General features: G+C 28.7%; 20 protein-coding genes. 1 reads left to right on the forward strand and 19 read right to left on the reverse strand.

Features of this window, described 5'->3' with window-relative positions; genetic code table 11:
* Window positions 1–41 precede the first annotated feature (41 nt).
* From CDH49_RS08640 to CDH49_RS08685, 10 genes are all read right to left on the reverse strand, one after another.
* Entirely contained in the window at window positions 42–1,178 is a 1,137-nt protein-coding gene (locus tag CDH49_RS08640; RefSeq protein WP_100615104.1) for a glycosyltransferase, read from the reverse strand.
* The gene (locus CDH49_RS08645; protein WP_100615105.1) at window positions 1,175–1,969 is read right to left on the reverse strand and encodes a glycosyltransferase family 4 protein; all 795 of its coding nucleotides are present in this window, start codon (window positions 1,967–1,969) and stop codon (window positions 1,175–1,177) included. The genes CDH49_RS08640 and CDH49_RS08645 overlap by 4 nt, the downstream gene beginning before the upstream one ends.
* Window positions 1,918–2,274, reverse strand: coding sequence for a glycosyltransferase (locus tag CDH49_RS15910; RefSeq protein ID WP_100615106.1), 357 nt, complete (start codon window positions 2,272–2,274; stop codon window positions 1,918–1,920). The genes CDH49_RS08645 and CDH49_RS15910 overlap by 52 nt, the downstream gene beginning before the upstream one ends.
* Window positions 2,261–3,592: a glycosyltransferase family 2 protein gene (locus tag CDH49_RS08655; protein WP_239970623.1), complete on the reverse strand. Its 1,332-nt coding sequence runs from the start codon at window positions 3,590–3,592 to the stop codon at window positions 2,261–2,263. Before CDH49_RS08655 ends, CDH49_RS15910 begins: the two co-directional genes overlap by 14 nt.
* On the reverse strand, window positions 3,593–4,408 hold the full coding sequence (locus CDH49_RS08660) for an FkbM family methyltransferase (protein ID WP_157805292.1): 816 nt from the start codon (window positions 4,406–4,408) through the stop codon (window positions 3,593–3,595).
* 30 nt (window positions 4,409–4,438) lie between these two features.
* Complete coding sequence (locus CDH49_RS08665) at window positions 4,439–5,611, reverse strand: glycosyltransferase family 4 protein (RefSeq protein ID WP_100615108.1); 1,173 nt, start codon at window positions 5,609–5,611, stop codon at window positions 4,439–4,441.
* Window positions 5,608–6,858 (reverse strand): glycosyltransferase family 4 protein, encoded by a 1,251-nt coding sequence (locus tag CDH49_RS08670; protein WP_100615109.1) that lies wholly within the window; start codon window positions 6,856–6,858, stop codon window positions 5,608–5,610. The genes CDH49_RS08665 and CDH49_RS08670 overlap by 4 nt, the downstream gene beginning before the upstream one ends.
* On the reverse strand, window positions 6,794–7,909 hold the full coding sequence (locus tag CDH49_RS08675) for a glycosyltransferase (RefSeq protein WP_100615110.1): 1,116 nt from the start codon (window positions 7,907–7,909) through the stop codon (window positions 6,794–6,796). The genes CDH49_RS08670 and CDH49_RS08675 overlap by 65 nt, the downstream gene beginning before the upstream one ends.
* Before the next feature lie 113 nt (window positions 7,910–8,022).
* A complete protein-coding gene (locus CDH49_RS08680; protein ID WP_100615111.1) occupies window positions 8,023–9,402 on the reverse strand; it encodes an asparagine synthase-related protein in 1,380 nt (459 codons plus the stop codon).
* Window positions 9,403–9,412: 10 nt separating this feature from the next.
* Window positions 9,413–10,357, reverse strand: a complete 945-nt coding sequence (locus CDH49_RS08685) for a glycosyltransferase family 2 protein (protein ID WP_100615112.1) — start codon at window positions 10,355–10,357, stop codon at window positions 9,413–9,415.
* Window positions 10,358–10,568: 211 nt separating this feature from the next.
* Here CDH49_RS08685 and CDH49_RS08690 point away from each other — a divergent pair, with 211 nt between their 5' ends.
* Entirely contained in the window at window positions 10,569–11,381 is an 813-nt protein-coding gene (locus tag CDH49_RS08690) for a sulfotransferase family 2 domain-containing protein (protein ID WP_100615113.1), read from the forward strand.
* 59 nt (window positions 11,382–11,440) lie between these two features.
* Here CDH49_RS08690 and CDH49_RS08695 read toward each other — a convergent pair whose 3' ends face one another.
* The 9 genes from CDH49_RS08695 to CDH49_RS08735 form a co-directional block, all read right to left on the reverse strand.
* Complete coding sequence (locus CDH49_RS08695; RefSeq protein WP_100615114.1) at window positions 11,441–12,361, reverse strand: glycosyltransferase family 2 protein; 921 nt, start codon at window positions 12,359–12,361, stop codon at window positions 11,441–11,443.
* Window positions 12,362–12,404: 43 nt separating this feature from the next.
* Window positions 12,405–13,163 carry a glycosyltransferase domain-containing protein gene (locus CDH49_RS08700; RefSeq protein ID WP_100615115.1) on the reverse strand — a complete coding sequence of 253 codons (759 nt, stop codon included), beginning with the start codon at window positions 13,161–13,163 and terminating at the stop codon, window positions 12,405–12,407.
* Window positions 13,163–13,897, reverse strand: coding sequence for a class I SAM-dependent methyltransferase (locus CDH49_RS08705; RefSeq protein ID WP_100615116.1), 735 nt, complete (start codon window positions 13,895–13,897; stop codon window positions 13,163–13,165). The genes CDH49_RS08700 and CDH49_RS08705 overlap by 1 nt, the downstream gene beginning before the upstream one ends.
* Before the next feature lie 117 nt (window positions 13,898–14,014).
* On the reverse strand, window positions 14,015–14,848 hold the full coding sequence (locus tag CDH49_RS08710) for a glycosyltransferase family 2 protein (RefSeq protein ID WP_100615117.1): 834 nt from the start codon (window positions 14,846–14,848) through the stop codon (window positions 14,015–14,017).
* A 35-nt stretch (window positions 14,849–14,883) separates the two neighbouring features.
* A complete protein-coding gene (locus CDH49_RS08715; RefSeq protein ID WP_100615118.1) occupies window positions 14,884–15,843 on the reverse strand; it encodes a glycosyltransferase family 2 protein in 960 nt (319 codons plus the stop codon).
* Between the two features lie 20 nt (window positions 15,844–15,863).
* Window positions 15,864–16,820 carry a glycosyltransferase family 2 protein gene (locus CDH49_RS08720; RefSeq protein ID WP_100615119.1) on the reverse strand — a complete coding sequence of 319 codons (957 nt, stop codon included), beginning with the start codon at window positions 16,818–16,820 and terminating at the stop codon, window positions 15,864–15,866.
* A 112-nt stretch (window positions 16,821–16,932) separates the two neighbouring features.
* Window positions 16,933–17,877 (reverse strand): glycosyltransferase family 2 protein, encoded by a 945-nt coding sequence (locus CDH49_RS08725; protein WP_100615120.1) that lies wholly within the window; start codon window positions 17,875–17,877, stop codon window positions 16,933–16,935.
* Window positions 17,865–18,782, reverse strand: coding sequence for a glycosyltransferase family 2 protein (locus CDH49_RS08730; RefSeq protein ID WP_100615121.1), 918 nt, complete (start codon window positions 18,780–18,782; stop codon window positions 17,865–17,867). Before CDH49_RS08730 ends, CDH49_RS08725 begins: the two co-directional genes overlap by 13 nt.
* Window positions 18,779–19,747, reverse strand: a complete 969-nt coding sequence (locus tag CDH49_RS08735; RefSeq protein ID WP_100615122.1) for a glycosyltransferase family 2 protein — start codon at window positions 19,745–19,747, stop codon at window positions 18,779–18,781. Before CDH49_RS08735 ends, CDH49_RS08730 begins: the two co-directional genes overlap by 4 nt.
* Window position 19,748: the final 1 nt, after the last annotated feature.

The following is a 19,748-nucleotide window of genomic DNA, read 5'->3' on the forward strand; positions in this document are numbered from 1 at the left end:
GTTATAAAAACTCATCAGTAACCTTTTTCAAAAGGTAGTTATTATTTTTGTGATGTTTTTTTATTAATTATTTCTTTATTTAATCTTTCTTTATAATATTCATAAGTAAACTTATTTGCTAATACATAGTTTTTTTTCACAAATAACTTGTACTGCTCATTCGTGAAATAAAAGATTTTTTCTATTATTATTTTTTTTAAGCTCTCAACTGTATTCGGACGTATTAAAAATCCATTTCGTTCGTTTTCAATATATTGGTTTATACAAGATATATCAGAAACAATCGGAACACAACCAAAATTCATAGCCTCTCCGATTACTTTAGGAAAACCTTCATTTTTAGATGGGAGTATTATAAAATGTGAATTCTTATATACTTCATATACTTTAGATTTGTGTAATGCTCCATAAACCTTAACATTAATTGCTAAGAGCTTTGCTTTATTTTCAATTTCTTCTTTTAACTGTCCATTTCCCACAATATGTAATGTTCCTATATAATCATTTGATAATCCAGTAAAAGCTTCTATAATCTTATCAATTCCTTTATTATAATTTAATTCTCCTACAAAGCAGTAATCCATTTTTTTTGTCAACTCCTTTTTATAAATGATACGTTTTCCTAATATTCGATCTTCATTAGTCAAGCAAGGGTTTTCGAAAGCTACAATATTTTTTGACTGATTTTCCCATTGACCATTAATGGTAACAATTCTTGTCTGTTTTTTTAACATCCACCTCTGTATAAGGTATCCCAGTGGCGGATTTTTCTGTTTCCAATTTCCAGCATATTTATACCAACCCTTTTTATTTATAAAAAGAGTTAAAAAAGGTATTAAATAAACACCAATCCCTGTTGGGGTTCTTAATTGAAATATATCAGCTTTAATAATTTCCTTAAAAACAATTTTTAAAATGATTGGAGTATACAGTAATAATTTTAATTTACTAAATAACGTATTGCCACCAAGTACCGGAATAGGAATAAAATTTATTTTAGAAGACATATAAGGCATTGAACTTTGAGGAATATTTGTTGTATGTAACATTGCTATATGAGTAATTTTATCAAAATCTTCTATTAAATGATTTATTTCATTAATAGTAGGCCCCCAACCAACAATAACTCCATTTGCATTACAATAATGTTCTGTATGTGAAATAATTACTAATTTCAATGCTCAAATATTTTTATATACTTTTTAATAATTCTATCCCAAGTATGCTCCATTGCCCATTTTCGAGCATTTATTTTATAATTAACATAATCGCCTTTAATATTTTCAATTGCTGATAAAAGTTTTTCAGGGTTTGAAATTAAAATTCCTGATTTATAATTGCTTATAGCATCTTCAATGCCACAATATCTTGTTCCGATTGCAGGAATCCCCAGTGCATTTGCTTCTAAAATAGCAATTCCAAATCCTTCAACATCTCCCGATTTAGTTTTACCACTCAACATTACAAAAATATCGGAATCAATTAATAATTCTTTTAATTTATCTTCATTTACACGGCCATGAAAAGTTATATGCGATGCTACTTTTAGTTTTTTAGATTTTATTAAAAATTGTTCTTTTTCAGTAGGAATTCCAACACAATGATACTGTAATGCAGGATATTTTTTAATTAAATTGGGTAATTGTCTAATTACATTTAACTGTCCTTTTCGTTTTGTTACATTTCCTACGGTTATTAAATTTAGATTACCACTAAACGTTCCCTTTTTTATTAATTTTTCATTCCAATCATTTTCATTGATAGCATTTGGTATCACAACCACATTAGATAATTTTAAATTTTCAATAAGTGATTTAGTATAATTAGAAACTGCTATAATCTCAGAAAAACGTTTTAATGAATTATTCGTAATAATTTTTAAAATACATTGACTTAAATTTAATTCTGAACCATGAGTTACTGCAATATACTTCCTGTTAAAAAAAAACTCACGAATGCAACCGACCATAATGAAAACTTACCTGAAGCAATTATAATTTTGTTTTTTTTTATCAACTTGATAAGAAAAAAGATTCTTTTAAAGTACATGAAAAATCTTAAATAATTCACTTTTATCCTATATACAGTATAAGGTAATTCCAGATCAAATGTAGTTTCTTCAAATCCAGATACAGAACGATTATCTGTTATTACTTCTACTTCATAAAAATTTTTTGATAGCTGATTAGCAAGATGAAATGCATGATTCCCAATGCCTCCAGGTTGTGGAGGGAACTCAGATGTTACAATTAGTATTTTTTTAGAGCTCTTCAATTATAGCACCTTCTTTTAATTTAATAGAAGCTAACCTCCATGATTTAGTTACTTGAAACAAAACTAAGGGAAATAATACTAATGCTAATAAAAACCCTAGAATTAACATCTCATTATTTCCTTTGTATTTATAAGGAATCAAGGAAGGTGGTATTAACTTTAACAATGCAAATCGCGTCAATTTATTTCCAAAATATGTTCTAAATAGATATATTATACTTGGTATAGGTCTTGGCGCAAACCAGTTTACCGGTCGCATACCATCCCAACTTCCCATTTGCCGTAACCCTCCAGTTTCAGCTTTTAAATGCACCCTTTTTGCATAAGGATTCGATATATTTAAAAAACCATGTAAATATGACCGCAAACCAAATTCTCCATCTCCCATACGTTCTTTTTCAAATTGTCGGTCAAACAACCCAATAGTTCTAAAAACTTCTTTTTTAATTAAAACATTACCCGTGTCAATTTGATCAGAAACTCTAAAGAAAGAATAGTTTTTAGGAACCTTTGCTCCTATCATTGAAATTGAAACTCCCGAAGAAATTTCAGCTTTAAAAAAATCTAAACACTTAATATGATTGGTTATCCAGTCATTTTTAATTCTGCTGTCATCATCAAATAACAGCAATAAATCTCCCTTCGCTTTTTTGATTGCTTTATTTCTAGCTAACCAAAGTGCTTTTTCTTCTTGATAGATAAGATGTATATTTAAATTATAATCATCATAAAATTCTTTTTGAAAAGGTTTAGATTGATCGACAATTATAATTTCAAAGTTTTTGTAATCTTGCTTTTCTAAATCTAATAGTACATCTTTTAAATATGGATATCGATTCAAAGTAGGTATAACAACTGTCACCAATGGCTGTTCCGCTACTAATGAAGAATCAAAGTTATTCCACTCATTATAATTTATCGGGGTTTCAAGATAATTGCTTCGTGTGGTTTTCCGGCTTGCCCACCATGCAGAAGTTTCATTAAAAGGATTTTTAAAACTTAATAATCTTAGCAACAATATATAGGTTGACCAAAGCGGGTTAAAGTATTTTCTAATAAACCGATATTCATCTTTTAATGGTAATTTTTTAAACTCACTGAAATTTAATTCACTCCCTATATATCCCTTTTGAATGGCTTGCCAAGAAACATCATAAACTTTAGCTTCATGACTTGCATACTCTTTATCTATAATAAGTTGTTGTTGGATTTCTTTTGGTAAACTTTCTGGAATAGGAAATACACTCGTTTTATCTTTTTTTATTATAGAAAAATAATTAGTCGGCTGTAAATATTTTAAAAAATCAAATAACATCATTTACTTATTTGGTTTACAAAAAATATTTGAAGGAAGTTCATCTTCAGAAATAGGTTCTAATTTCATATTTAATATTTGGTAATCATTCTTATTAAAGAAATCGATTATTCGAGTATCATTATTGGTTTCAACTATAAAAATTGGATGTAATTTTTTAATTAATTCTTGTGAGCCATTTAATATATCAAATTCAATTCCATCAACATCTATTTTAATTAAATCGCATTTTGTTATATTATTCCTTTCAATATAATGGTCCAATGTAATAATATTGACATTTACTTTTTTATTATTTTTCTCATTACTTTCTAGATCTAAAGTGTTAGATGATGTCGATAATAGATTAATTTCTATAGTTCCTAATTGATTCCCAACGGCAACATTTTCTTTCACAATATGATCTTGTAAATTATTAGATTTTACAGATTTAGAATAACAATTGAACAATAATGGATGGGGCTCAAAAGAATAAACTTTACCTTTTTCACATACCGTATTTGCCCAAACCATACTTAAATAACCAAAATTTGTCCCTACATCAAAAACTGTTCTATCATTATCAACTGAATTTAATAACGCTATCGAATTATTTAAAAGTGTATTTTCAATTCCTTGGTTTTTAGCTTTGTTTGCAACTTGAATAGAGGCATAAAAATTAAACTGCACCAAGTAATTTGAATATTCCCTCTTAATTTTCACAAGTACTTCTCTATACGTTTCTTTATTTCGGAAAAATAAATTCCTTAAAGGTGCCAATAGTTTAGATCTTCCTAATATATTTTTTAATCTTTTTGGAAAAAGATTATATAAAAACATTCTTATTTGACTCATATAAATACTTAAATTCTATTCCTTATAAAATTCTACATATTGTTGCTTTTGTTGGTGCATTTCAAAATGTTTCGATACTCTTTCTTTTGCATTTTTAGCAATATCTTGTTTTTTGTTTTGAGGTAAATTTATTACTTGGATTATTTTATTTGCGAGCTCTTTTGAATTACATTTAGGCACAACCCAGCCAGTTTCATTATTGAGAACATTTTCAGATAAGCCTTCTGAATTAGAAACTATACATAACAATCCTAGGGCTTGGGCTTCCAGAACAGCATTACAAAATCCTTCCTGTATGCTATATTGAATATAAATATCAGCTTTGTTCAACTCGTTTATAATTTGTTTATGTGCCATTTTTCCAGTAAAGGTAACATGATCATCAATTCCCAATTGATATGCTGAAAATTTCAATCGCTCATATTCTATACCCTCACCAATTATCGTATAATGAAATGGAATACTTTCTTTTTTTAATAGCGCCAAAGCTTCTAAGGTATATTCCAGACCTTTTTTCCAATGTAAACGAGCAATTGTGATAAAATGATTTTTATTACCTAAAAATTCTTTATTGTCACTTTTGAATAAGGATGTATTTATGGCTGGTGTAATTTTAATAACATCGGCTTGATCTTTAAATCCATGTGTATATAGTAAATCTCTGATATCATCAGATATAACATGAATTTTATCCAATTTATTCCATAGTCTTTCATAACAATCTGGATTTTTTAAAGGATAAACCCCAATATCAAATCCTCGGAAACTTACTGCCATCTTTGCACTAATTGCCTTTGCTACATTTTCTCTATTAAACACCATAGTTCCAAAGCCAAAATGCAACCAATCTAGAGATTCAGCGAGAATATGGCTATTACTTATAATATTTTTAATTCTCTGAGAGAATGCTATCTTATCAGCTTTATCCAACAAATATAAGTGTTTCGTACTGTTGAAATGAAAAAGAATTGAACCGATTAACCTCAAAGCACTAACTATTCCAACTCTAAGGAAACTCCCCGTAAGTCTTGGAGCCAATCGTGTATTTGATATATTAAAATGAGTTGTATTTGCATTATTTACAAAAACTAAAACCTTGAATCCCTTTTCTTCCAATCCATTGACTTTATTCGTAAAAAAAGTTTCAGAATAAGCTGGAACTGAAGGCAAGACTAGTCCTATTTTCATAGCTTATTGTTTAATATTTTTTGATATAACGTCTGCATCCCTGAATTCATTTTTTCAGAACTATGTTGTTTTTCGATTGTGACTCTAGCAGCTTTTGTAATCTGTTGATAGGTGGATAGTGTTAGTTCCGAAACCTTCTTTAATGCATTAGCTATGGCTTCATGATCTCTGACTGGTACTAAAAAACCATTCTCACAATCTATTATTACTTCATTCATTCCACCACAATCTGTAGAAATTACAAGTGTCCCCAATGCCATAGATTCGAGTACCACATTCGCAATTCCTTCTTCAACACTGGAGAGTAATAAAACGTCTGCTTCCCTTATCTCCTTTACTATTTCAGTAAAAGATAATGTTCCTTTAAATGTGATTTTGTTTTCAAGTTTAAATTGTGATCGTTTATATAAAAGCTCTTCATCGTTTTCAACTCCCACCAAGGTATAGTTAAAATCAATAGTATCTTTCTCTAATAAATTCATCGCGTCTAATGCATAAGAATATCCTTTTTTCCAATGGGCTCTTCCAATAGATAAAATAGCTAAAGGTTTACTCTCGTCAAACTTTTTTAATTGAAATGGCATTTCCTCCAATTCTAATCCACTATAAACTAAATGAATTTTAGACTTTACTGCGTTATATTTAATAGCTTCTTCAGATATGGCTTTTGATACCGCATGAAACCCATCAACCTTTGGAAATAAGTTCTTATAAACAACTGCCAATTCAGGATTTGCAATAGGTGAATAATTTATATGTGCTCCTCGTAAACTAACAATCAATTTAATGCCAAATTCCTGAACCCATAACCAATCGGCTATACTTTTCGCCCATTGCAAATGAAATATATCTGGCCTATGGTACAAAACTGGATAATATTTTATCTTGAGTTGAATTGAATTTTTAATTTGATTAGCTATAAATACATCCAGTTTCCGTTTATCCCTTGCTTTTAAGATAGTTAATAAAAAACTGTATTTAATTAAAATGAAGAGCTTACTAAACGTTTTGGTGTAGGTAAAATGAAAAACGTTTTTTAAAGGGATTGATTGTCTTCTTTGTAATCCAAATAGATAAATATGTAAACCATTATGCGCTAGACCTTGTATCAGTCTTTCAATAAAAGTAGTGCTTGGAACAAGTCCTGTATAAATCGCTATTTTAATCGTTTTACCCAATATTTCAATATCTATTTTTTGAAAGCATTTTTTTATAAAGGTCTGTGTGCGATTCGATAAAACTTTCAATAGAATACATCCTTTCTACTCGAGATCTCATATCTTTTCCCAATTGTTTATATTCTTCCTGTTTCATATGCTGTATCCTCAATAAACATTCTTTAAGACTTTCAACATTGTTGGGTTGAAAGATACAATCTGGAAAAGGTTCTAAAATATCTTTAACACCGCTTACATTGGATCCTATAACAATTTTACCCGAAGCCATTGCTTCAAGTGGAGCAACAGGAAGTCCTTCTCCTAATTCTAAGGTTGGAATAACAAACACATCGGCAATGGCATGATAAGGTCTAACATCGGTTTTTTTTCCTAAAAATTGAATAGAATCAATGCCCTCTGTCATTATTTTTAATGAATTGGCGTAGGCTCCTTTGTCATTTCCAACAATAAGGAGCTTAATATTAGGTTTCTCTAATTCAATAACTGCATTTATCAAAACTTCGATGCCTTTAACTGGAATTAGATTCACAATAGAAACTATAACAAAATCATTTTCATTTATGATAATTTCCTCTGAAAATGATTCTGAACTTTTAAATTGAGGGTGATAATAACTTATATTAACTCCTAATGGAATAGCAATAACCTTCTTTAATGTATTCCCTGAATAAAAGGATTTCATATCTGAATTAATCGTAATAATTTTTGAACTTAAACTACTTCTCCATTTCCATGCTTTATTTCCCCAACCCATAGATTTTTTAGTAAAAACCCAAGGAATACCAGCTAATTTTGCTGCTAAAGGCTCAGAAAAATCTGAGCTCCAATGCCAAGAATGAATGATATCAAATTTATATTTTCTAAAAAAGCAAATGGTTTTTATAAGTCTGAATGGAAATGTAAAAAAAGGCCGGTAATTGATTGCAAAAGGAAATAAGTAAACTTTTACTTGCAACGTATTGATTTCATCCATAAAAGTTCCCTTATCATGAAAACAGCAAATCTCAGGTTCAAAAATAGTTCGATCTAAATTACTCACTAAATCATATACCACTTTACCACTTCCTGCAGTATCAAAATTAGGAATGGTAAATAATATTTTGATTTTCTTTTGAACCATATCTAAAACGCTATAAATATAAGGTTAATTTAGTCTAAGATGCGCTCAATTTTAATCTTACAAGTGCTTTATTTTTAAAAAAAATAGTTGCTACTATCAAGATTTACTCTGATTTAATTAAACTTATCTTGAAATAATGCCAATGTAAGCAACATACTTACGGCATGAGAATATGTTACTGCATCCTTTTCTTTAAAATTATCATAAAATTGTTGAATGATATCGATAGGAACAAGATCTTGTAATTTAGATTCAAATAACCATTTCTTTAGGTGCTTTTCATTTTCTTTTCCAACAAATTGTAATTCCCAATTTCTGGAGATATATGGCTTACCCATGAAATCATTAAATTCTCTTTTTAATTTATTGGTTATCCTGTATGGTAAATTAAATGGCATCTTATTTAAATGATAATTATTTAAATTAAAAGGTTTTTGCTCCTGCCATGTAATCTTTGCTAATTCAGTAGCATTTTGCTTAATGTATGCTATTTGTAATTGTCGATTAGCCAAATACTTTTCAGGTACTGAACACATAAATTCAAACATTCTATTATCATAATAAGGTAATGTTACGGGATACATGGCTTCAAAAACCGATAAATTATTAGAGGACCATCTAGATACAAAATAGTGAGTTTTAAAGGCTCGTAATTTTGCATTGGTATTCTCAATTTTTATGTCTTTTAATAACAATCGTATTCTTGTTAAGTAATAGTCTTCAAAGTCCCCTTCTAAACCCCATGTTTTCCATAAAGAACTTGCCAATTCAGCACCTCCCTTTTTCAGCAATAACTTTACTAGCACCTCAACTTCTTCATCGAAAGATAATTGTGGAAACCCAAATGAATCAAACATGAGGTCTCCCATATGGCCTAATGAAAAAAGATTCCCCATACCTTTAAAAGAATCAAAAAATGCCATCTGTCGTGGATGGGTAAATTCAGAATAACACTGATTAATTCCTGCTAATTCTTCAATACAATTCCATAAATAGCCTGGTTTAACTGTAAACGATTGAAATGGAAAATGACAGGCATCAGCAATTTTTTTTGCTATTTTAGTTTCCGGATAGCCCCCTTCAAAATCATAGCTATATGAATTGACATTTGGGTGATTTCGTAAAGCAACAGCTTGTGTTCTACTATCTAATCCTCCAGATAGGGGTAAAATGACCTTCTTATTAGAAGTTTGCTCATTAACAATGGTTTCAAACAAATTTGTGAATTCATTAAGCGTATCTTCAAAACTAATTTCTCTTGGCGTGTAGTGCCATTCAAACCATTTTTCAGCAGAAAATACTTTATCATTTTCATCTAGCTGATATTTAGTTCCAGGAGATAAAACCTTTTCATCTTTCCAATAGGTATCTGTATCGAAAAAAAAACCAAAAGCGACAAATAAACAAATAGCTTCAAGGTCTAATTCATGTTTACCTTGAACTTTAGCTATGGTCTTTCTTATTGGTAGTATAGATGTCTTTATAGTTTTCATTTTCAAAACTCTATTTATAGAAATATCTGTTCAATCTCAAAAACAAATCACTAGAGATTAAATTGTATTTATATAATTTCAAAATTAATAAAGCTCTTAAGTAACTGGGATAAGACATGTATGTTTTCTTATAAAACAATTTTAAGCTTTTCTGAACATGCTCAATATCTTCCTTATTATCAGAGCGATCAAAATAGCGTACACACAAATAATAATATCCTGTTACCAAATTTCTTTGGCGATTATCTAACTTGTAATTATCATGCATGTAAGTAATTAAATAATTAACTGCTCCACAAATGACATCTATTGGCCTTTTCTTAATATCAATTGGTTTAACACAGTAGAAAAAGTCAACTTTATTATCTATTACTTTATAGTTAGTACTTAACATAAGTGCTCGAATAGACAACTCAATATCTTGCAATCTTTTTAAATCTGTATTGAACTTTCCTATCTCAATAAAAAAATCTTTTTTCCATAAAATCGAGGAAGTTTGCCAAATAAATTTTGCCTGTAAAAAATGATCTAAATAGTTGGAATCAGCAGAAGGAGCAGGCTTGTTCTTTCCATTTTCATCTAAAAGATTAAAATTCTTAAATACTACAAAATCACCCACTTCAATAGATCTATTACTTACAAAATCTTCAGATATTATATCATCGGAGTCTAAAAATACTAAATGATTAAATGATGCATGGTCTACCCCAATATTTCTACAAACCGAACCGGTTGTTTTATTATCATTTAAAATCAACTTAATATTTGGATAACTATTTTGATTAAAGTAGTTACATAAAGATTCTCTAACTGAAACGTTAGAATAATCATCAACAATTACCCATTCCCACAGCTCTGAATCTTGTTTCAACAAACAATTATGTACTTGTTTTATCCCCTCTAAATCATTAAAGTGTGGGGTAATAATACTAATTATATTACTTGCTTTTTTCATTTTTGTTGAAAGTAATGAAATTGTAACATATTACTAAAAAATAGCAATAAAATTGGTTAATTATAAGATAATTAGATTTATCTGAATAAGAAGTAAATAGAAATTATGAATACTTTTGACTTATTTACCCAATTAAGAATTTAATTTACCTATATTAAAAATATTATTTTAGAAAATTGGAATAAAAAAAATCAAACTTAATATATCTATAATGGATAATCAATTAATATTTCTTCATTTACCGAAAAATGGAGGTATGACATTTCATTCTATTTTGAATAGGTTTTATTCTAAAGAAAGCACATATAATATCACAACTGGCACAAAATCAAACAATAGCGAGTATGCTTTTGTTAATATGACTGACTTGGAAAGAACAAAAATAAATTTAGTGAAAGGGCATTTGATGTTTGGACTTCACCAATATATGAATTCAAATACTAAATATGTTACTTTTTTACGTAAACCAGATGAACGAATTATTTCGTTTTATTATTATGTTTTGCGGAAACCAAAAAATAATCTTTATCATAAAGTTAAGTCTGATAAAATGTCACTTTATGACTTTGCAACTCGAATTGAAAGTAAACATGTTAACAATTGTCAAGTAAGATGGATTAGTGGTATTGACGACAAAGAAGAATACATGCTTGAAAAAGCTTTAGAAAATATAGAAAGACATTTTTCCTTTGTTGGTATTACAGAAAAATTTAATGCATCTCTTATTCTACTTAAAAATTTATATAATTGGCCATTACCGTATTATAAAGTAAAAAATAAAACAAAAAACAGACCTACACTCGATGCGATTGATAAAAAAACGATTGATGAAATTAACCACTTAAATAATGCAGATAATATTCTATATAAATTGATAGATGAAAAAATTTCTGAACAAATAAAATCTACAAATTTTATGGAATTGGAATTGTTAAGGCTATCTATTATAAATAGAGCTTATTCAAATGATTTCTCTAAAAAAATAGCTGGCAAATTAAAGCGAACTTTTTTTGAACAAAATTGATTGATAAAGTTTATCAAAAAATACACATATAAAAAAATAATATTTCTCTCAAAACCATTCTATAATTCTTCTAAATAATGTAAACCAACTTCTTTATTTTTCTTCCTACTATATTTAATCTCAGGCAGGATAGTGTTCAATATCCTATATTTATTTAAGTTAAATATGGCATCAATAAACATTAAACTTATTAGAGATTTTAAAATTGTCTTCACTATAATTTGCTTTTTTATTCTAATATTACTTTCTATTTCAATATTAATATTTGCCAATGCTTGCTTTAAAGCACGCTCGTAACGTATTAATTTTTCTGTATTATTTTTATACATCATTTTTGTTCTTAATTCCCTATCATGCCATACATGAGTTTCAGGCACAACGCCTAATTTAATACCATGATATAAAATACGTTGGCAATAATTATCATCTTCTCCGCGATGATAAAAAATAGGATCAAAACCTCCAATTTTCTCAATTGTTTTTCGTGGCAATAACCATGCTGCTGCATTTACAAACGGCAAGTCATAAATTTGTTGTGAAAACAATTGTTTAAGGGCATCATTTCTCAGTACTTCATTTTCCTTAATATACTTTGAAAAATTATTATCTAATTTTGTCCCGGTTCCATTTAAATGAATCGGACTCAAAATACCATACGAATTGTTTTCCTTATGTGTTTTAATCAAATTATTAAGTGTATTCTGTTCTAAATAAGCATCCTGATTTAATAAAAACACATATTCCGCACCTTTTTTTAACGCATAGGAAATACCAATATTATTAGCCGCACCAAAACCTAGATTAGTATTTTGTTGAAGAATTGTGATTTCTGGAAATTCTTCCTGAATAAAAGCAACTGTTCCATCACTGGAATTATTATCTACAACAATAATATTAAACGGATTACAGCTTCTTAAACATTTAGGAAGCCATGGCATACCATTGTAAGAAACAATTACTATGAATACCTTAGTCTGCATAGGTTAAAATTGAATCATGATATTCATAAAAGAAATAACCGTTTTATTTATTAATTTTTTTTATAATGTAAATACATTTTATGGCTACTTTTTTCTTTAGAGAATGAAATGTTTTAAGTTTTTTTCTTAAAAAAGTACTATGCCGATAATTATGTTTATGAAATACTGAATATGAATTATTTCTGACATTCCCTTCTATTATAGCTGGAACTATATCAAACTTTTTTAGAGCATATGGTAAAGAAATTTGATCACGTTTTGATTTCATTTTTATTTCTTTCCACCAAAAATTTATAAAGTCTCTATTTATTAACTTATTATTCCTAACAAACAAACCTGTTTCATAAATCCCCATTTCATTTTTTATTCCCTTTTTATAATATTCATAAATTTGCTTTAAAATTTTTAAAGGATAGTCTTTTTCTAATTGAATACATTTTATGGCTTCATCATAAATACAATTTCTTTCAGAATGTTTAAAAAATCCTACTCCCTTATTATCAACAAACGTAATGATTTTTAATATTTCATCTTGAACTATCTGTAAATTAGCGTCATGCCAAATAATGAAATCATAACTCTTAAATTCTTCTAAACCTATAATCTTATAATACCTGGCATTTTTAGTAATATCATCATAAATTGGTTTTTTATAGACAAGGTTATAACATTTTGATTTTATTCCTTTATCATCTGAAATAATAAAATAATCAATATTTTCATTGTTTTTAAAGTTTAAAGGCTCCTTGAGTTCATCTTTCCCCCCAAAAACAGCTGTATAAATTGCGATTTTTATAGACATTAATAATGTATTGGAATAGGGTTGAATTTACTCTTTGTTCTAAATACGCCCAAAGTCCCACTAATAACACTATAGTGTATATTGTTATTTTTTCTTCTATAAAACCTCACCATTTCTTGCTCCCCTTCTCGATTAACATCATCTAAAATTAAACAATAATCATTTCTAAAATTACCTTCTAATTTTTCTAATGCTGGTAACCTCGAGTATTTTAATTTCGGATTATTTGCAGGTGGTCCATCAATTATGATTAAATCAAACTTCATATCTTTTATAGCCGTTGATAATCTATCATAATCATACCAACTTACATGCCCTTTTGAAGTCATTATTTCTTTTAAATCAACTACAATAACACTTACAAACTGCAATAAATCTTCATCTTCCAAATATTTTTTTAAAATTTTCGCCCATGCTTCATTGTGTTCTATTGTAATTATTTTTGTGTTGAGTTTATTTTTTTTTAATAATCTAGCCATAATAATTGTAGAAATCCCTGAACCAAATTCTAAAATATGCTCTCTTTGATTTATAATAATTTCATTTAAAATATAAGCTATACATACTGGTCTAAGAGCCCCTCCATTTAACGGTAAATAAGGGTAACCAATTAATAATGATTGTAGAATTGCCAAAGAATATATATCATCAGATTTTTTTATATGATGTTTTAATTCCGTATATGTTTTATTATTATTTCTTATAACATTTTTAATTTTTGATAGAATATTCATTTTTTATTATAAATATGTTCATTAATTATTCGACTTTTTGTTTTTAAGAAACAATTCTTATATCTTTTGTTAAACAAAATCATTTTAAAAGAGTAAACACAGCAATATTCATTATCTTTATTTCAATAAGCTTTTTGCTTTACGATATAATTTAAATTTTGTCCTGATTAAATTTAATGTAATTAGTGATTTAAAAAAACTTCTACGGTAACTTTCTAATATCGTTTTCCTTAATGTATTGGCTAGTTCTATTGAAAAATATTTTTTGCACATCAGGTAAGTATGAACATCCAACATTAAAGTTCTGCTACCAACATCTCTCGATCCCCCGGTAGTCGCCCCTATATGATACAATTTAGCGTTGGCATTGTACCAGGTCATATAACCTTTATTAAAAAGCCTTAAAGCAAGATCCCTGTCTTCCCCTGCCCCAGTAGGATCAAATTGTTCATCGAATCCTCCAATTTCATCAAATACGTTTTTTAATATAGCCGAACAACCTCCTGGAAATGAAATACAGATTCTAGATGTGTTAGAGTTTGGATTCCTTGTTAAAACTTTTATAAAATTATCGCTACTATAATTAAAATAATCACAGTTCTTTGTTAAATAATTTCCATTAACATCACAATTCGCACCTGCAACAGCAGCAAATTTATCATATTTTATGGGATGTGTTATTTCACGAATAAAGTTTGCTTCAATTCTGGCATCATCATCTAAAAAAACTAAAATATCACCTTGAGCTTCTTTCGCTCCAATATTTCTAGAAACACAAGGTCCGGTAGAACCCAATACTATATGCTTACAATTTTTAATTTCAATTGGGTTTTCCGATTGATCTACAACAATTATTTCAAAATTAGAAACATCTTGGTGTAATAAATCTTCAACCAGTTGATTAACATAATGTATTCTATTTCTAGTAGGAATGATAACACTTATATTCATGTTTTAACTTTTATTTACCACTCATTTTAAAATACTTATCGCTTTCTTATTAATTTTTCTATTCGATAGCTCCTAATATGAATACTCAAAACTACTTTTAAATAACTAATTAACAACACATATTTAAAAACTCCAATATCTTTATAATACCTCCGAATGCCGTTTAAAATATAATCATAAGTGTTTTTATCTTCATTATCCATTGCAAGAAATAGCAGGTTTAACAACGCTTTATAAATAAAATGTATCATGTCTCTATCACCTATAGTTATAACGCGTTTAAGATTTTCATATTCAACATAACTTTGTGAAAATCTATTTTTAAAATTATAGTTTCCTATTTTATCGCTCCCAATAGAATTATTATGTTTTCTGTATAAAAATAATTTGTCATCAACATATACATACTCATCTGCTTTTAAATTAAAAAAAAATCTATGAAAAAAATCGGTCTCTTGTCCATCTGTTAAATTAATATTGAACAACTCTCTAGAATTTAAGGCTGTTCTTTTAAATAAAACGGAAGGTGTCAATACATCCGATTTTCTTAAAGTAAATGCTTTAAATAAATTCCCTTCATTAAAATATGCTGTTGGTCTTAAAATATTCAATTTAGAGTCTGTTAAAAACCCCGAACAAATAATGGCTTTTATCCTTTCTGAAGTTAATAACTGTATTTTATTTTCTATAAACTCGTTTAACATGATATCATCACTATCAAACCAATTAATATAGTCTCCTTTACTTACTTTAAACCCATAATTTCGAGCCGCATTACCTCCTTTAGGCTGATTTTTCGGTCTATGATGGTATTGAAATCGAGAATCTTTTTTGCAGTAAAATTCTAAAAGTGCCGAAGTATTATCTGTAGAGCCATCATCCACAATGATACATTCCCAGTTAGAATAGGTTTGAGCTAATACACTATCAAGTGTTTCGCCTATAAGTTGTACTCTATTATAAGTTGGAATGATTATGGAAACTAAAGGACGCATTTATAATGATGTGTTGTAGTTTATTTTATAAATCGGTCTCTGAATGCATATCCTCTATTGGTTAAGATCACAAAGTTGATGTATAAAATCAGTTTAAAATTTTCAATAGGCTTATATAAAGGTTTAATACTGTCTCTGTATAAAGACATCGCCTTCTTTTTATCTTCAAACAATAAAACTTTAAAATTTGACACAAAATAAGTTCTAAAAAAATCGCGCAACTCTCGGTTTAAATCAATAATGCCTTTACGTAATAGAAATTGAAAAACTTTAATTCTTGCCAAATAATAATGTTGCTTTCTCAAAATATAATTGTCATTATAAGAAATACTCTCTGTATGCTTTCTAATATATACCAAAGGTGTATGTTCTACTTGATAACTTGGTGAATAATATAAAATTCTACATATAAACTCCCATTCTTGAGACGCCTTTAATTCTTCATCAAAAAGTAAATCATTTATTTTTAAAAATTGCTTTTTATATACTGCTGATGGCGTTAAAAAAACAATATTCTGTTTGATGTAATCAAACAGAGTGTTTTCTGAAACAATATTCTTATGACGTAAACCCAAAATAGCACCTTTATTATTTTCAAAAACTAAGTTTTGACAAACAGAAAAATTAAACTCGCTTTTCATCAAACTCCACATTTGAATCTTCAATTTGTCTTTATCCATTACATCGTCGTCATCAAACCACTGTACATACTCCCCTTTACTTAATTTAAACCCAAAATTTCTGGCTCCATTACCCCCAGAAACATGCTCTTCTGGTCTTTGGTGGTATTGAAATCTGACATCTTTTCGCAGATACTCTTGCATCACTTCTTTTGTAGTGTCGGTACTCCCATCATCTACCACAATACACTCCCAGTTGGTATAGGTTTGTGCCAAAACACTATTAAGTGTTTCGCCTATAAGATGGGCGCGGTTATAGGTTGGGATAACAATAGAGACTAAAGGCTTTATGTTCATGTTTAGGCTATATACTTCTGCTAAGATATAAAAATTGCAACAAGCTTTACTCCTTGGATTTATAACCAATTTTCACAATAAACAAGACAAAGAATAAATAATTAATCAAAGTTCAGGGCAGCTCATAAAAAGCTTTAAACAATTGTTTTCTAAATATATAACCCCTACCAAACACCCTATAAGATAATAGCATTATACCTAAAAAAAGCCCTCTTACACCTAACTCTCTAATAACGTATAAATAAAACAAGCTTTTCTCTTTAACCAAAATTTGTTGCTCTTTACAAGTTAATTTTAAACATGCTCGTAACAAAAATAAACGCGTTTTCTTATCGGCAGCTTTTTTTATATCTAAATAAGTAAACCAGAAAACTCTAAAATACCTTTCATTTAAATCTCTTTTAGTTTTCAATTGACTTCTAATAGATGTATCATGATATCTTCTTAAAGTTACGACCTCATCAATAAATATTGCATTTGTTGATAGTAAAGTAAGTTTGCTAAAATAATTATACTCTTGACCAGATTGCAAATTTTCGTTAAATCTTATTTCTTTGGCAAGGCTAGTTTTAACCAATATATCATAAGTTAACCAGTTTATTTTTTGAACAATATAATTATGCGGCGTTATTTTGTGCTTATCAAAAGCATAGTATTTATCTATAATACTATTATCGGCATTAAAATATTTAGTTCTCGTTATTACAAAATCACAATGGTTTGTTTTTATTCCTGCATGTTTTATTTCTAAATGATTTGGCGTCATTAAATCATCACTATCAAAAAACACCACAAAATCACCTTGGGCTTGTTCCAATCCTATATTTCTACAAGCATTTGCACCTTTTGGTTTATTGTTTGGTCTTTTAAATTTTCTGAATCGGGAATCTTGCTTCACATAAGCATCTAAAACAGCATCACTTGTATCTGTGCTTCCATCGTCAACAACAATACATTCCCAATTTTTATAGGTTTGTTCTAAAATGCTATCAAGTGTTTCCTTAATTAAATGGGCACGATTATATGTTGGAATGATTATCGAAATTAACGCTTGCATTTTTCTACTGTATTTATTTGATTATTCATAGTTCCGTAAACAGCTATCATAGGTTTTAAATAATCTAACACTAAATTTTGCCAATAATAATCCTTTGTTTTAATAAATTTCCCTATCAAAGTAGGCAATACTTTAATAGTGCAACGCAAAAAAGATTTTAACAACTTCCTATAAGTCCTATTATTTTGCAGTAAACAAGGACTATCTCTATATAAGGCGTACTCGCGACGTAATTGCCAAATTAAAGTATGCTTATAATTTGCTACGATATGATCCATTTTTAGTTCGGGATCAAATCCAATTTTATAGCCTCCTGCCCGCACGCGATATTGCAATTCACTTTCCTCACCATAAGCCACGTTTTTTCCAGACATTCCAAAATTTTCCTTAAAACCTCCTATTTGTTCTAAAACACAACGCTTAATATTAAAAATACCACCGGAAAGTGTGTTTTCATCAATTAAACCTATATTTGGAGAAATTAATCGTTTGGTGCCAAAATTTTCTGAAAGCCATTTAGGCCGTTCTTTCTCATAATAAGCATAATACATCCCTCCATAACAATCAAAATCATAATGATTAATTACATATTGTAGCCTTTCTACATAATTATTATGTGGTATACCGTCATCATCTAAATAAGCTATCCATAAACCTTTAGCATATTGCCAAGCCACATTTCGGGCTATAGCTAATCCTTGACGTTTCTCAAATACGTATGTTATATTTTTGTGTTTGTTTTGATAAGTTTCTATTAAGCCTCTCGTTGTATCATTAGAATTATTATCTACTATGATAATATCTATATTAGAAGTATTAATTTGAGGCAACAAAGCTTCTAAACATTTTTTTAATAAAGACGCTCTATTATACGTACAAATTGCTATGGATATGGTTGGAATCATATAGGCGGTAATTTAAAAAATCTTTTTCCTATTCTAAAAACGCGATAACCAAAACCGCCCAAAAGCCATTTTAAACTATATCTTATAAAAACATTTACAGGCGGCTTAAAAACATAATATGCACTTATTAATTGATATATAGACTTGGTGGTATATTTCCAATTTAGAACCTCTATACCATATTCTAAGAACTCTACAGATTTTTTAAATAAAAACACTCGCGTTGAGTCATTCAATAACTCAAAATGTAATTTTAACGCCATACAGCGTGCTTTTATATTTGAATAAATTTTTGATGGATGACTATATAAATCATTAGACATGTTGGAAGTATGTCTAACCAGTTTCATTAAAGGGACATTTGCAATAGCATAAGAAGCATCTTTAGCCAAAATATTTATATGGTAATTATAGTCTTGCGATTGTTGTAAAGACTCATCAAAAGTAAACTTATTTGAAATTAAAAAGTCCTTACACCACAAGGGCGCTCCTGTGGTCCAGAAAATTTTAAAAGTAATGTAATCATTCAAAACATCTGAAGAAGTTATCTCTATACTTCTTAAGCCAAAGGATTTATTCAATGTACTATCAAAACGCTCGGTTTGACAAATGGCATAATTAAAGCTAGAATTTTCTAATAAAGCTACTTGTATCTGCAATTTTAATGGCAACATCAAATCGTCGCTATCAAACCAATTAACATAGGTTCCTTTAGCTTTTAGCAAACCATAATTACGACAAGCATTAGCACCTTTTGGTCTGTTTTTAGGTCTTTTATAAAACTTAAACCTAGCATCCTTACTACAATAGGCTTGTAATATTTGCACGGTGCTATCTGTAGAACCATCGTCTACAACTATACATTCCCAATAAGCATAACGTTGTTTTAATATACTGTTTAGCGTACTTTCTATTAATGCTGCTCTGTTAAACGTAGGGATAATTATAGAGACAAGAGGGTTCATG

This window comes from Confluentibacter citreus (assembly GCF_002807055.1).
Classification (GTDB): Bacteria; Bacteroidota; Bacteroidia; order Flavobacteriales; family Flavobacteriaceae; genus Confluentibacter; species Confluentibacter citreus.

Bases quoted from the DNA above. Each gene is read 5' to 3' on its own strand.
- CDH49_RS08645 (WP_100615105.1), bottom strand. From the start codon at position 1,969: ATGGTCGGTTGCATTCGTGAGTTTTTTTTTAACAGGAAGTATATTGCA.
- CDH49_RS08655 (WP_239970623.1), bottom strand. From the start codon at position 3,592: ATGATGTTATTTGATTTTTTAAAATATTTACAGCCGACTAATTATTTT.
- CDH49_RS08660 (WP_157805292.1), bottom strand. From the start codon at position 4,408: ATGTTTTTATATAATCTTTTTCCAAAAAGATTAAAAAATATATTAGGA.
- CDH49_RS08665 (WP_100615108.1), bottom strand. From the start codon at position 5,611: ATGAAAATAGGACTAGTCTTGCCTTCAGTTCCAGCTTATTCTGAAACT.
- CDH49_RS08675 (WP_100615110.1), bottom strand. From the start codon at position 7,909: ATGGTTCAAAAGAAAATCAAAATATTATTTACCATTCCTAATTTTGAT.
- CDH49_RS08680 (WP_100615111.1), bottom strand. From the start codon at position 9,402: ATGAAAACTATAAAGACATCTATACTACCAATAAGAAAGACCATAGCT.
- CDH49_RS08685 (WP_100615112.1), bottom strand. From the start codon at position 10,357: ATGAAAAAAGCAAGTAATATAATTAGTATTATTACCCCACACTTTAAT.
- CDH49_RS08690 (WP_100615113.1), top strand. From the start codon at position 10,569: ATGGATAATCAATTAATATTTCTTCATTTACCGAAAAATGGAGGTATG.
- CDH49_RS08695 (WP_100615114.1), bottom strand. From the start codon at position 12,361: ATGCAGACTAAGGTATTCATAGTAATTGTTTCTTACAATGGTATGCCA.
- CDH49_RS08700 (WP_100615115.1), bottom strand. From the start codon at position 13,163: ATGTCTATAAAAATCGCAATTTATACAGCTGTTTTTGGGGGGAAAGAT.
- CDH49_RS08705 (WP_100615116.1), bottom strand. From the start codon at position 13,897: ATGAATATTCTATCAAAAATTAAAAATGTTATAAGAAATAATAATAAA.
- CDH49_RS08710 (WP_100615117.1), bottom strand. From the start codon at position 14,848: ATGAATATAAGTGTTATCATTCCTACTAGAAATAGAATACATTATGTT.
- CDH49_RS08715 (WP_100615118.1), bottom strand. From the start codon at position 15,843: ATGCGTCCTTTAGTTTCCATAATCATTCCAACTTATAATAGAGTACAA.
- CDH49_RS08720 (WP_100615119.1), bottom strand. From the start codon at position 16,820: ATGAACATAAAGCCTTTAGTCTCTATTGTTATCCCAACCTATAACCGC.
- CDH49_RS08725 (WP_100615120.1), bottom strand. From the start codon at position 17,877: ATGCAAGCGTTAATTTCGATAATCATTCCAACATATAATCGTGCCCAT.
- CDH49_RS08730 (WP_100615121.1), bottom strand. From the start codon at position 18,782: ATGATTCCAACCATATCCATAGCAATTTGTACGTATAATAGAGCGTCT.
- CDH49_RS08735 (WP_100615122.1), bottom strand. From the start codon at position 19,747: ATGAACCCTCTTGTCTCTATAATTATCCCTACGTTTAACAGAGCAGCA.